At 64.2% G+C, this 12598-nt stretch carries 14 protein-coding genes; 9 read left to right on the top strand and 5 right to left on the bottom strand.

Going from position 1 to position 12598, the window contains the following annotated elements; genetic code table 11:
• Positions 1-29: 29 nt before the first annotated feature.
• The 3 genes from RX331_RS01705 (at position 30) to RX331_RS01695 (ending at position 1696) form a co-directional block, all read left to right on the top strand.
• Positions 30-818, top strand: coding sequence for a hypothetical protein (locus tag RX331_RS01705; protein WP_317254946.1), 789 nt, complete (start codon positions 30-32; stop codon positions 816-818).
• Positions 819-904: 86 nt separating this feature from the next.
• Positions 905-1318, top strand: coding sequence for a hypothetical protein (locus RX331_RS01700; protein ID WP_317254945.1), 414 nt, complete (start codon positions 905-907; stop codon positions 1316-1318).
• 24 nt (positions 1319-1342) lie between these two features.
• On the top strand, positions 1343-1696 hold the full coding sequence (locus RX331_RS01695) for a cytochrome c (RefSeq protein ID WP_317254944.1): 354 nt from the start codon (positions 1343-1345) through the stop codon (positions 1694-1696).
• Here RX331_RS01695 and RX331_RS01690 read toward each other — a convergent pair.
• A complete protein-coding gene (locus tag RX331_RS01690) occupies positions 1693-2571 on the bottom strand; it encodes a CoA ester lyase (protein ID WP_317254943.1) in 879 nt (292 codons plus the stop codon). The two genes, RX331_RS01695 and RX331_RS01690, sit on opposite strands and share 4 nt — an antisense overlap.
• A 119-nt stretch (positions 2572-2690) precedes the next feature.
• Here RX331_RS01690 and RX331_RS01685 point away from each other — a divergent pair, with 119 nt between their 5' ends.
• Entirely contained in the window at positions 2691-3338 is a 648-nt protein-coding gene (locus RX331_RS01685; RefSeq protein ID WP_317254942.1) for a carbonic anhydrase, read from the top strand.
• Between the two features lie 65 nt (positions 3339-3403).
• On the opposite strand, the gene RX331_RS01680 is transcribed toward RX331_RS01685, so the two are convergent.
• Positions 3404-4438: an aspartate-semialdehyde dehydrogenase gene (locus tag RX331_RS01680; protein WP_317254941.1), complete on the bottom strand. Its 1035-nt coding sequence runs from the start codon at positions 4436-4438 to the stop codon at positions 3404-3406.
• 178 nt (positions 4439-4616) lie between these two features.
• Between RX331_RS01680 and RX331_RS01675 the strand changes: the two genes are divergently transcribed.
• Together RX331_RS01675 and RX331_RS01670 are read left to right on the top strand one after the other, a co-directional pair.
• Entirely contained in the window at positions 4617-5420 is an 804-nt protein-coding gene (locus RX331_RS01675; RefSeq protein ID WP_317254940.1) for a hypothetical protein, read from the top strand.
• 221 nt (positions 5421-5641) lie between these two features.
• The gene (locus RX331_RS01670) at positions 5642-6025 is read left to right on the top strand and encodes a hypothetical protein (protein ID WP_317254939.1); all 384 of its coding nucleotides are present in this window, start codon (positions 5642-5644) and stop codon (positions 6023-6025) included.
• Between the two features lie 165 nt (positions 6026-6190).
• Here RX331_RS01670 and RX331_RS01665 read toward each other — a convergent pair whose 3' ends face one another.
• Both RX331_RS01665 and leuB read right to left on the bottom strand, forming a co-directional pair.
• Positions 6191-6835, bottom strand: coding sequence for a DapH/DapD/GlmU-related protein (locus tag RX331_RS01665; protein ID WP_317254938.1), 645 nt, complete (start codon positions 6833-6835; stop codon positions 6191-6193).
• A gap of 70 nt (positions 6836-6905) precedes the next feature.
• Complete coding sequence (gene leuB, locus RX331_RS01660) at positions 6906-8018, bottom strand: 3-isopropylmalate dehydrogenase (RefSeq protein WP_317254937.1); 1113 nt, start codon at positions 8016-8018, stop codon at positions 6906-6908.
• 228 nt (positions 8019-8246) lie between these two features.
• Between leuB and RX331_RS01655 the strand changes: the two genes are divergently transcribed.
• The 3 genes from RX331_RS01655 to RX331_RS01645 all read left to right on the top strand — a co-directional run bounded on the left by RX331_RS01655 (position 8247) and on the right by RX331_RS01645 (position 12172).
• Positions 8247-9110, top strand: a complete 864-nt coding sequence (locus RX331_RS01655; protein WP_317254936.1) for an EamA family transporter — start codon at positions 8247-8249, stop codon at positions 9108-9110.
• A gap of 87 nt (positions 9111-9197) precedes the next feature.
• Entirely contained in the window at positions 9198-10385 is a 1188-nt protein-coding gene (locus RX331_RS01650) for a YbfB/YjiJ family MFS transporter (RefSeq protein ID WP_317254935.1), read from the top strand.
• 128 nt (positions 10386-10513) lie between these two features.
• Positions 10514-12172 carry a tetratricopeptide repeat protein gene (locus RX331_RS01645; protein WP_317254934.1) on the top strand — a complete coding sequence of 553 codons (1659 nt, stop codon included), beginning with the start codon at positions 10514-10516 and terminating at the stop codon, positions 12170-12172.
• Between the two features lie 3 nt (positions 12173-12175).
• Here the strand turns inward: RX331_RS01645 and RX331_RS01640 are convergent, their stop codons facing one another.
• Complete coding sequence (locus tag RX331_RS01640) at positions 12176-12586, bottom strand: hypothetical protein (protein ID WP_317254933.1); 411 nt, start codon at positions 12584-12586, stop codon at positions 12176-12178.
• Between the last annotated feature and the right edge of the window lie 12 nt (positions 12587-12598).

The following is a 12598-nucleotide window of genomic DNA, read 5'->3' as shown; positions in this document are numbered from 1 at the left end:
GGCTCTTTCGTTAAGTGGAGATGGCGCAGATGCGGCCTGACGTCGTCACCTTCTGGCACGGTCCGCTCGACGGGCTGCGGCTGACCTGCCTGAGGTCGCAGGTTGCCGCCGGCCACAAGGTCACCGTCTATAGCTTCGATCCGCTGCCAGGCCTGCCCGATGGCGTCGGCAATGCCGAGGCGGAAGCGATCCTGCCGCATTCCTTCTCCGAGCGGCTGCGCCCGCCCGAGCCTGATGGCCGCTGGCGCGACTGGACGATCCTACAGTTCAGCGACTTCTTCCGCATGCGGCTGATGGCGGAGCGCGCCGGCCTGTGGCTCGACGCCGACGTTCTCCTGCTGAAGCCGATCGAGATCGATCCGGCAAGACCTTACTTCGCCTGGGAGCGCCGCCGCCAGCTCGGCAATTCCGTCCTGTACCTGCCTGCGGATGATCCGATCGTGCGCGCGTTCGCCGCGCTGATGGAGCAGGAGGATCTGGTGCCGGACTGGCTGGCGCTGCGCCATCGCCTCACCTTCATGCTGCGCCAGCTGCGCCGGCGGTCGAGCCGTCTCTCCGACATCCGCATCGCCATCTACGGCCCCGCCGCCCTCACCGCGCTGGCGCGCCGTGCGAACGAATTGCAGCACGCACTGCCGAAGCAGTCGTTCTACGCGGTGCACGCCGAGCCAAAGCTGTTTTTTGAGCCAACGGAATTTTCAGGCCTGCTGACCGATCCCGACATCATCGGACTGCACATCTCGCCAAAAGGCCGCGGCGGCGAGAAGCCGCTCCCGGGCAGTCTTTATGCCTGGGCGGCGGAGAGGTTTGGCGGATAGCACCCCCCAAATTTGATCCAGCGCAACGACCGCGCCCGGATTTGCGCGCACCTTGGACCATCAAAGCACCCCAAGGGAGCCGTGCCATGACCGTTCAGGAAATGCCCTATCCCACCGTCACCCGCATGGTCGATATCTTCGCTGAATGGCTGAAGCACCGGCGCGAACTGCGGGAAATGCGCGAGATGGACGCCGCCAATTTCGGCCAGATCGCGAGCGACCTGCGAATGTCGTCCGCCGATCTCGAGGCGCTGGTCTGCCAGGGACCGCATGCTGCCGATGAGCTGCCGAAGATGCTTACCGCACTCGGCATCGATCAGGACGATCTGGCGCGCACCGAACCGCTCGTGCTGCGCGACATGGAGCGGGTCTGCTCGATGTGCATCCACAAGCGCCAGTGCGACAAGGATCTCGCCGCCGGTACCGCCGCCGCGCATTATGAAGAATACTGTGGCAACGCGCCGACCATCGACGGCCTGAGCCAGCAGCCAGCGAAGTAAGACCCGCGCGGGGGGATGCCGACGATGGCCCATTCCATCTGGCTGCAGGTCCTGCTCGCACTTCTCGGCGCACTCGCGGTGCTGCTGTTCGTCCGGCTGCACAGTGCAAGCGGCGCCCCGCTGCCGTCAGAAGGCATTGCGGCTCGACACCGTCTTGCCGAGGCGTGGTGCAGGGATTGTCACGCGATCGAGGCCAATACCGCCGGCGCCCGCGGCGGGCCGCCGGATTTCGCCAGGATCGCCAACCGGCCGTCGACAACGGCGCTGTCGCTGAAAGTATTCTTCACGACCAGCCACCACAGGATGCCTGATCTGATCATCACCCCTGAACAGGCCGACGACCTCGCAAGCTACATCCTGAGTCTGAGGCGGAACTAGTTTGCCATCGCCGCGATCGCATCTGCGATCGCAATCGTCCGCCGCGCCATGTCGGCATGCAGCCGCTCCACCATTCGCCCGTCGAGCTGGATCGCGCCGCGCGAAACGTTTTCCGGCTTCTCGAATGCCGCGATGATCTTGCGGGCCTGATCGACCTCCTCGGCCGGCGGCGTGAAGATCGCGTTGCAGGCCTCGATGTGGCTCGGATGGATCAACGTCTTGCCGTCGAAGCCGAGGTCGCGGCCCTGCGCGCATTCGGTGGCAAAACCGTCGATATTGCTGATGTCGCTGTAGGGGCCGTCGAGAATTTCCAGCCCGTGCGCACGCGTCGCCAGGATGCAGTGGGTGATCATCGGGATCATCGCCGCGCGGCCCGGCTGCATCCGGATCCGCGTCTCCCGCGAAATATCATTGGGACCGAACACGAAGCCCGCCAGGCGCGTCTCGGAATCGCGGGACGCGGCGGCCAGCTTGTCGGCATCGAGCACGGCACGGGCGGTTTCGATCATGGCCCAGACACGGATCGACATGTCGGCGTTGATGTCGCTGAGACGGTTGGCGATCGCGTTGAGGTCAGCCACGGTAGAAATCTTGGGAACCAGGATGCCGTCGGGCTTCGCCTTGCCGGCCATGGTGACGTCCTCGACCCACCATGGCGTATCGAGGCTGTTGACCCGGATCAGCACCTCGCGCTTGCCGAACCCGCCGGCCATGACGGCCTTGGCAATCTGGTCGCGCGCCGCCGCCTTGGCGTCCGGCGCCACCGAATCCTCAAGGTCGAGGATGATGCCGTCGGCCGGCAGCGTGCGTGCCTTTTCCAGCGCCCGCGCGTTAGACCCCGGCATGAACAACAGGCTGCGGCGCGGACGGATCATGGGCTGGTTTCCTCTGGGAGCTTGGGCCCCACGCCCTAACATTTCAAACCGGGGTTCGAAAGCCTTGTTCCGGTCACCGGTCTATGGTTAGGCATGCGCCCAACACAGGCAGAGAGATCATGGCATCGTCATTCCCCCAACATCTGATCGACGGCTACCGCGCCTTCGCCTCACAGCGCCTGCCGACCGAACAGACGCGCTACCGGGAACTTTCCGAGCGCGGCCAGTCGCCCGCCGTGATGGTGATCGGCTGCTGCGATTCCCGCGTCTCGCCTGAAGTGATTTTTGATGCCGGTCCGGGTGAGCTCTTCGTGGTGCGCAACGTCGCCAATCTGGTGCCGGTGTACGAGCCCGACGGCGGCGCCCACGGCGTCTCGGCGGCGCTGGAGTATGCCGTCAACGTGCTCCGCATCAATCATATCGTCGTGCTCGGCCATGCCCAGTGCGGCGGCATCCGCGCTTTCATCGACAAGATCGATCCGCTGTCGCCGGGCGATTTCATCGGCCGCTGGATGGCGATGTTCATCAAGCCGGGCGAAGTCGTCGAACAGCGCGAGCGCGAGACGATGCAGGACTTCACCGTCAGGATCGAGAAGGCCGCGATCTTCCGCTCACTGGAAAATCTGATGACCTTCCCCTTCGTGCGCGCCCGCGTCGAGCGCGGCGAGATGGAACTGCACGGCGCCTATTTCGGCGTCGCCGAGGGCTCGCTGTTTGTGCTCGACCGGGCGGAGAAGGAGTTTCGCAGCGTGCGGGCTAGTGATTAGCGAATGGCGAGTAGCGAATAGGGCAAAATTTCATTCGCTATTCGCTATTCCCTATTCGCCGAGACTTACGCCGCCTTCTTCTTCGCGCTAATCAGCTTGCGGTTGATCAGGCATTCGGCGATCTGCACCGCGTTCAGCGCGGCGCCCTTGCGGAGGTTGTCGGAAACGCACCACAGCACGAGGCCGTTCTCCACCGTCGCGTCCTCGCGGATGCGGCTGATATAGGTGGCGTCCTCGCCGGCAGCCTCGTACGGCGTGACGTAGCCGCCGGGCTCCTGCTTGTCGATGACGAGGCAGCCCGGCGCATTGCGCAGGATGTTGCGGGCGTCGTCGGCGGTGATCGGGTTCTCGAACTCGATGTTGACGGCCTCCGAATGGCCGACGAAGACGGGCACGCGCACGCAGGTCGCGGAAAGCTTGATCTTGGGATCAAGAATCTTCTTGGTCTCCGCCATCATCTTCCACTCTTCCTTGGTGTAGCCGTCCTCCATGAAGACGTCGATGTGGGGGATGACGTTGAAGGCGATGCGCTTGGGGAATTTCTTGTTGACCAGCTCGTCATTGGTATAGACGGCCTTGGTCTGCGAGAACAGTTCGTCCATCGCATCCTTGCCGGCGCCCGATACCGACTGGTAGGTCGAGACCACGACGCGCTTGATAGTGGCCTTGTCGTGCAGCGGCTTCAGCGCCACGACGAGCTGCGCGGTCGAGCAGTTCGGGTTGGCGATGATGTTCTTCTTCGCAAAATCCTTCGCCGCGTCGGCGTTCACTTCCGGCACGATCAGCGGCACGTCGGGGTCCATGCGCCAGGCCGACGAATTGTCGATCACGACCGCGCCTGCGGCGCCGATCTTCGGCGACCATTCCTTCGACACCGATCCGCCGGCCGACATCAGGCAGATGTCGATGTCGGAGAAGTCGTAATGCTCGAGCGCCTTGACCTTCAGCGTGCGGTCGCCATAGGAGACCTCGACGCCGACGCTGCGGCGCGAGGCCAGCACCACGACCTCGTCGGCGGGGAATTTGCGCTCGTCGAGGATGTTGAGCATTTCGCGCCCGACATTGCCGGTCGCACCGACGACAGCGACTTTGTAACCCATCGTTCACTCTCCGAGGAAAAATGCCGCCCCGCCGCCTCAGGCGAAAGGGAGACGGCAGCGCTTCTATGCGAGAAACGTCCTTATAGCGTTTTCGAGCGAAGTGGATACCGGTTCGCGTGAAGAAAACGCGTCAAAACAAGAATCTAGACAACGTGTGACGGTTGCGTTTGGACGTTTGATGCATTCGTTTCCGGCCAGAACGGCCAATTTCTCATATAGGGCGAGAATTCACCCGGCGCTCGCAAGCTTTGCGGACGAGGTCTGCGGCACGCTGGCGCGGCTCTGCGCCTACCTGATGGTGCTGGCGCTGATGGCCATTTGCGGTATCGCGCTATGGAACCATCTGCCCGATATCGCCATCGCCGAGTCCGCGCCGAAGGCCTGGAGCCAGGCTGAGCGCAGCATCCCGGCATTCGCCGTCAGCCAGTTCATTTTTCCAGGCAAGGCAGAGACTTATGAGATCCTTCGGCACCCCGAGGGTGGCCGTAAGGACGTCTTCCGGTGGAGCGGCGGCGGCGGCACGCCGGTCGCCGAGCTCGAAATCTATCGCCCCGGCACGGAAATCGATCAGGTCGGCTCGGCCGCCGGCTACCTTGCCGCGCGAATGGACCCGGCCGGCACGCGCGAACTGGAAGCCGCTGGAATCATCGACAGCAAGTTCGGCGCCGTGACGCTGTTTCGCCGGGTTGGCGGCCCGGAGGCCGCCCACGCCTGCCTCCGATTCTACAGGAATGTCGACGAGCCGAAATTCCGTCTCTCCGGCTGGTCATGCCAGGGCGCGGACGTGCCGGCCCGGCGGTCCGCGATCTCCTGCATGCTGAACCGGCTCATCCTGCTTTCCGCCGGCCATGACGCGAAACTGGCGCAACTGTTCGCCCAGGCCGAGCTTCGGCGCAGCGATTGCGGAAGCTCGGGTTCCCCGATGCTGTCGGCCGACTGGGTGATGGGCACCGATAATCCGCGGCTGCGCGGCGCGCTGTAGCTCCGTGCCGGATGGCAACCAGTTCAGCTGCCCCCTATAATTGTGGCAACAAGCGGCCAAGACACTGGTTTTCATGAAACTTTTTGGCCTCGCCTCGCATTATTCCGGCGCGGTGTGGCGCAATTGACCTAGCGATGATGGTCGCGCCACGGCTACAATACGGGCAGAGAGATTTGGCGATCCGCCAGGCCCCCTCGGGGGTAGCTAATGACGAGGAAGCAATGACCCGAAAATTCCCCGCTGCGAGCAAGCTCGCGACGCTGCTTGCTGCGGCCGCCCTCGTTGCGGTCAGCGCGACCGCCGCCAGCGCCCAGTCCAAGCCGCCGCGCTATGACCGGGATGGCCGTCCCTATTACGGCCCGAGCGGCCCGAACCGGGTGTATCAGCAGGGCCCGCGCACCCGCGTCTACGTCACCACGCGCTCCTGGCTCGATGCCGGCACCGAAGTGCTGCCCGGCGACCGCAAGTTTCAGGATTACGCCTTCCCGCCGGAGCATGGCTATCCGACGTTCGCGCGCGAAAACCTCAACCGCCCGATCGATCGCCAGCCGCTCAACCCGCCATCCGACATGGGCGGCTATCCGCAGCGCTTCCCGCTGTACTGAGCGCGATAGGCCCACGCTGCATTTCGTCGTTCCTGCGAATGCAGGAACCCATACGCCGGCCTTTCCATTTGAGAAGGCTGTTCGACGACTTCGCCTAATCACGAACGACGGTGGTTGGGTCCCGGCTCAGGCCGAGACGACAGCGAGTGACTGCCACGTCCGCCTTTACCCAGTCGCAGCGAATGCCGGATCGTAGCGCCTGCAAAACTCTTCGATCGCCTCGGAACGAAAATCGTCCAGGCGTTCGAAGATCAACCCATCCGGCCAATCCCACCATGCGATACGGCGCAGGCTTTCAGCAATGTCATCGGGAAAGCGCTGCCGGATCGGGCGGGCTGGAACGCCGCCGACCACCGTGTAGGGCGGCACGTCGCGGCTGACCACCGCGCCGGCGGCGATGACGGCGCCATCGCCGACCCTCACGCCCGGCAGGAGAATCGCGGCGTGCCCGATCCAGCAATCATTGCCGACGGTGACCCGATCACTGCGGCGCTCCGCGAAGAAATCGTGATCGCGCGTTCCCGTCGCCTCATAATATTCCGGCACATAGGTGAAGCGGTGCTGCGACGGGCGGCCCATTGGGTGGTTGGGCGCGCCGATCCGGACCGAGTTGGCGATCGCCGTGAATTTTCCGATCGCGGCATCCGCGACCTCGCAATTCTCGCCGAGATAGGAGTAGTCGCCGAGGGAAGCATATTCGATGCGGGTGTTTTGCAAGACCTCGCAGCGCCGGCCAATGTCGGCCTCGCGCAGCCGCACCGTTTCGTGGACAACAGTTTCCCCGATCTTCGGCCGATGCGATCCGTCCATGTAACGGCTCTACTGACTTTCCGTGTCACCCGGATGACGCGGAGCGCATCCGGGCCGCACCCTTGTATCTTTAGGCGTGAAGCTTCTGCAGCTCCTTGATGATCGCCTCGCCCATCTGCGTGGTGGATGCCGCCGTCGCACCTTCCGACTTGATGTCAGCAGTGCGCAGCCCGCTGGCGAGCACGGCCGCGATCGCCGCATCGACCTTGTCGGCGAGTTCGCCCATGTCGAAGGAATAGCGCAGCGCCATGCCGAACGAGGAGATCATCGCGATCGGATTGGCGAGGCCCTTGCCGGCAATGTCGGGCGCCGAGCCGTGCACCGGCTCGAACAGCGAGCGGCGCTTGTTCGTCTTGGCGTCGATTTCGCCGAGCGAGGCCGACGGCAGCATGCCGAGCGAGCCGGTCAGCATCGCGGCGATATCGGACAGCATGTCGCCGAACAGGTTATCCGTGACGATCACGTCGAACTGTTTCGGCGCCTTCACCAGCATCATGCCGCCGGAATCGGCGAGTTGATGCTCCAGCGTCACGTCCTTGTATTCGCGCGCATGGACCTGCGTCATCACCTCGTTCCAGAGCACGCCCGACTTCATGACGTTGCGCTTTTCCATCGATGTCACCTTGTTGCGGCGCTTGCGCGCCAGGTCAAAGGCGACGCGGCCGATGCGCTCGATCTCATAGGTGTCGTAGACCTGGGTATCGATGGCGCGCTTCTGGCCGTTGCCGAGATCGGTGATCGTCTTCGGCTCGCCGAAATAGACGCCGCCGGTCAGTTCGCGCACGATCATGATGTCGAGGCCCTCGACCGCCTCGCGCTTCAGGCTGGAGGCATCCGCCAGCGCCGGATAACACACGGCAGGCCGCAGATTGGCGAACAGGCCGAGATCCTTGCGCAGCCGCAGCAGGCCGGCCTCGGGACGCGCCTCGTAGGGAACGCTGTCCCACTTCGGCCCGCCGACCGCGCCGAAGATGATGGCGTCGGAAGCCAGGGCCTTGGCCATGTCGCCTTCGCTGATGGAAACCTTGTGCGCGTCGTAGGCGGCGCCGCCGACCAGCCCCTGCTCGGTCTCGAATGACGCGATGCCCTGCTTGTTCAGCCAGTCGATCAGGCGCTGCACCTCGCCCATCACTTCGGGGCCGATACCGTCGCCGGGGAGAAGCAGCAGTTTATGGGTCGCCATGGTCGTTTACCTCCAGCTCGTCGTGCCCGGCCTTGTGCCGGGCATCCACGTCTTCCTCGCAAACAAGACGTGGATGGCCGGGACAAGCCCGGCCATGACGGAAAAATGTGAAATCCGGGCGGAGTGCTAAAGCCCCGGAGGCGGATTGGCAAGGCATCGCAGACAGGCCAAAAAGGCGGGGAACGATCAACCCGCAAGCCCACCTCAAGAAGGCGCCAAGACGGCTTCATGACATCAGCCATCATCTACGCCTTTGCTTCGGCGGGCTTTCTCGGCGCCGGGGTGGTTCTGGCACAACTGGGCCTGCGGACGGTCGAGCCGCTCTCGGGGGCCGCGATCAGCGTCCCCTCCTTCACGCTCCTGTTCCTGCTGCTGTCACCGCTGATCCTGCAGGGCGAGCCGGTGGTGTGGGAGGGCCTGCCTGTATTCATCGCCATCGGCCTGTTCTTCCCGGCTTCGCTGACGCTGCTGACCTTCGCCTCGAACCGGGCGCTCGGGCCGGTCATCACCTCAACGCTCGGCAACCTCGCGCCGCTGTTTGCGGTGGCCATGGCGGTGATCCTGCTGCACGAGCCGCTGCATCCGCCGCAACTGGTGGGCCTTGTGGTGGCGGTAGCCGGTGCGGCGATCATTTCGGTGACCCGCCCGCGCGACCTCGGCCACTGGCGAAGCTGGGCGCTGCTGCTGCCTCTGTGCAGCGCGCTGATCCGCGGCGTGGTGCCACCGGTCGTCAAGCTCGGGCTGGCGATCTGGCCGAGTCCGCTTTGGGCCTGCCTGATCGGCTACGTCATGTCGTCGCTGGTGGTGCTGACGGTGCAGCGCTTCCGCAAAGGCAGCTTCGTCGTCGACGCGCCGCGCGCCGGCCTGTTCTGGTTTGCGCTGACCGGAATCAGCAATGGCCTCAGCGCGCTCTCTTTGTTCGCCGCGGTCCGCAACGGCCCGATCACGCTGGTGGCGCCGCTCGCCGCGATCTATCCGCTGGTCACGGTGGCGCTGAGCGCCGTCATGCTCCGGCACATTTCAATCACGGCCCGCATCGTGGCGGGCACCGCGCTGACCGTGCTCGGCGTCGTGCTGGTTCTGATCGGCTGATGCAGGATTGGCAAGACACCGTTGCGGCGGCTGCACCTGTGCAAGCCAAGTTATGCCTGCCAATATAATGGCTTGCCGGAGTACTCAGTGCGATCCCCAGAACTTCACCAGACCTACGCCCATCCTGCGCGGCTGATCCTGATCCTGTCGCTGGCGCCGACCGTCGGGCTCGGCATCGGCCGCTTCGCCTATGCGCTGGTGCTGCCGGATATGCGCGATACGCTGCTGTGGTCCTATTCCGCGGCCGGCTTCATGAACACCGTCAACGCCGCCGGCTACCTCGCGGGCGCGCTCTTCGCCTCGCGCATGATCAAACAATTCGGCATGGTGGCCTCGGTGCGATGGGGTACGCTGGCCTGCGTGCTGTCGCTCGCGCTGTGCGCCCTGTCAGGTAATTTCTACGTCCTGACCTTTGCGCGGCTCCTGGCCGGCGTCGGCGCCGCGGCCGGCTTTGTCGGCGGCGGCACGCTGGCCGCAACGATCGCGCAGTCGCGGCCCGAGCGCGCGAACTTTCTGCTCAGCCTGTTCTATGCCGGCCCCGGCGTCGGCATCCTTGCGTCGGGACTGGTGGCGCCGTTCGTGCTGCAGGGATTTGGGCCGGGCTCGTGGTGGATCGTGTGGTGGGCGATGACGCTGCTTGGCGCGGTCATGACGATCCCGGTGCTATCAGCGCCGCTGCATGACGGTGTCACAGCCACGGCGAAGACAGCGGCGAAATTCGCGGTCCTGCCGGTCGTGATCTATCTGGCGGCCTACTTCCTGTTCGGCGCCGGCTATATCGCCTACATGACCTTCATGATCGCCTTTGTCCGTGACGCCGGCGGCGGTGCGGCGGCGCAAAGCGCGTTCTGGAGCCTGATCGGCATCAGCGCCTTCGTGACACCCTGGGTGTGGCGGCGCGTGCTCGCGCTCGATCGCGGCGGCCTCGCCACCACGATCATCCTCGGCGTCAACGCGGTCGGCGCCGCACTGCCGATCTTCGGGCAATCAGTGTGGCTGCTGGCGACCTCGGCACTGGTGTTCGGCGTCGCCTTCTTCGCCGTGGTCGGCTCCACCACCGCCTTTGTGCGCTTCAATTATCCGCCGCAGGCCTGGCCGGCGGCGATTGCCGCGATGACGATTTCTTTCGGCATCGGCCAGACGCTCGGGCCGATCGTGATCGGCGCGATCACGGACGTGGCCGGCAGCCTGTCGTTCGCGCTCAATGTCTCCGCCGCGATGCTAGCGCTGGGTGCGATATTGTCGGCGTTTCAGCCGAAGATAAAAATCGCCTGATTTCAAGAGCCAGGGTCACAATCGCCTGCGGCAGTTTGTGATCTAAAATGCCGCATCCTTGTGATAGCCTAGCCGTCCGGACGACGCGCGAGCATCACAAGGCGATACGATAATGGAGATGAAGGGGCATGACCTATTTTGATCTCGGGCCATACAGCCGCAAAATCACCACCTCATCGCCGGATGCGCAAGTCTGGTTCGACCGCGGCCTCAACTGGCTGTTCGGCTTCAACCACGCTGAAGCAATCAAGTGCTTTCAGAAGGCGCTGGGCCACGATGGCGAATGCGCGATGGCGCATTGGGGCATCAGCTATGCCTCGGGCCCCAACTACAATCTGCCCTGGGTTCGCTACGATCCGCTGGGACGGCAGATGGCGCTGTCGGCCTCCTACGACGCCATGCAGGCAGCGCTGGAGCATGCCAAGAAGGCCAGCCCGGTCGAACAGGCGATGATCAAGGCCCTCACCGCGCGCTATCCGCAGCGCCTCGCGATCGAGGACATGTCGCCCTGGGACAAGGCCTACAGCGACGAAATGCGCAAAATCTTCGCGGCATATCCCGATGATCTCGAGGTCCGCGCGGTGTTTGCGGAATCGCTGATGAACGAGACGCCCTGGCAGATGTGGGACCTGCCTTCCGGCAAGCCGGCCGAGGGCGCGGGTACCGAGGAATGCAGGGCAGTTCTTGAATACGCGCTGCAGCGGATTCCCGCGGCGTGGGATCACCCGGGATTGCTGCATCTCTATGTGCACCTGATGGAGATGTCGCCGTTCCCGCAAGCCGCGCTGCGCGCCGGCGACCGGCTGCGCGAGATCGTGCCTGATTCCGGCCACCTCATCCACATGCCGACGCATCTCGACGTGCTGTGCGGCCACTACAGGGACGTGCTCGTCTATAATCAGAAGGCGCTGGCGACCGACCGCCGGTTCCTCGCCTATTCGGACGATCCCGGCGTCTACCTCGTCTACGTCATTCACAACTTCCACTTTGCGATCTACGGCGCCATGTTCCTGGGACAGTACACGCCCGCGATCGCATTGGCCGAGGAGCTGATCGCGACGATCCCCGAGGCGGTGCTGCGCATTCAATCGCCGCCGATGGCGGACTTTCTCGAGGGCTATCTGACCATGAAGCAGCACGTCCTCGTGCGCTTCGGCAAGTGGCGCGAGATCATCGCACAGGAGCTACCTGACGATCGCGAACTCTATTGCTCGAATGTCGCGATGATCCACTACGCCAAGGCGGTCGCGCATTCGGCGCTCGGCAATGTCGCCGAGGCCGAGATCGAGAAAGTCCTGTTCATGGCCGCGAAGATGCAGGTGCCCGAGAGCCGCCGGGTCCACAACAACAGGATCGTCAATCTACTCGACGTTGCCGAAGCGATGCTGGATGGCGAACTGGAGTATCGCAAAGGCCACCACGACGAGGCGTTCGCGCACCTGCGCAAGTCGGTCGAGCTCAGCGACAGCCTACCCTATGACGAGCCCTGGGGATGGATGCAGCCGACCCGCCACGCGCTCGGCGCGCTGCTGCTCGAGCAGGGACAGATCGAGGAAGCCGAGGCAGTCTACCGCTCCGACCTCGGCCTCGACGGCAAGCTCAGCCGCGCCTGCCAGCATCCCGATAATCTCTGGTCGCTGCACGGGCTGCACGAATGCCTGGTCCGCCGCGGCGAAAAAGCCGAGGCCGCTATGATCAAGCAGCGGCTGGATTTGGCGCAGGCGCGCGCGGAGGTTCCGATCAAGGCCTCCTGCTTCTGCCGGCGGATGGACCTGGCGGCGGCGTAGGCCCTACGCGGCCAACGCCCGCACGATGACGAAGACTATTCCGATCGCGGTGAGGCCAAGCGAAACCGCTGCTAGCGGCAACAGCACGTCAATGGCCGCATCCCTGGCGCGGAGCCGCGCACCCCAAACCGCAAGGTCGCCGTCGCTCCAGTCGTGGAACGAGGCTGGCTTCGGATGCCTCTCATGGGGCATTTGAAACTTCTTCCACACAAGGGATAGCGTCCACGGCAGACCGATTGCGACGGCGAACAGTACTGTCACGAACATCAGCGACAGGGTGACGTCGCTCGAGCGATCGAACAAGATCCAGGCCATCAGCGCGAACCATGCGATCAGGCCGGCCGCCGTGCCCCAGATTCTGGGATGAAGCTGGCCGAACACCGGCCTATTGTGGGCGATAAGTTCTCTGCTCATGACATGTCTCCG

The organism is Bradyrhizobium sp. BWA-3-5, assembly GCF_032917985.1.
Taxonomy (GTDB): Bacteria; Pseudomonadota; Alphaproteobacteria; order Rhizobiales; family Xanthobacteraceae; genus Bradyrhizobium.
This window is presented reverse-complemented; position numbering and strand designations above follow the sequence as displayed.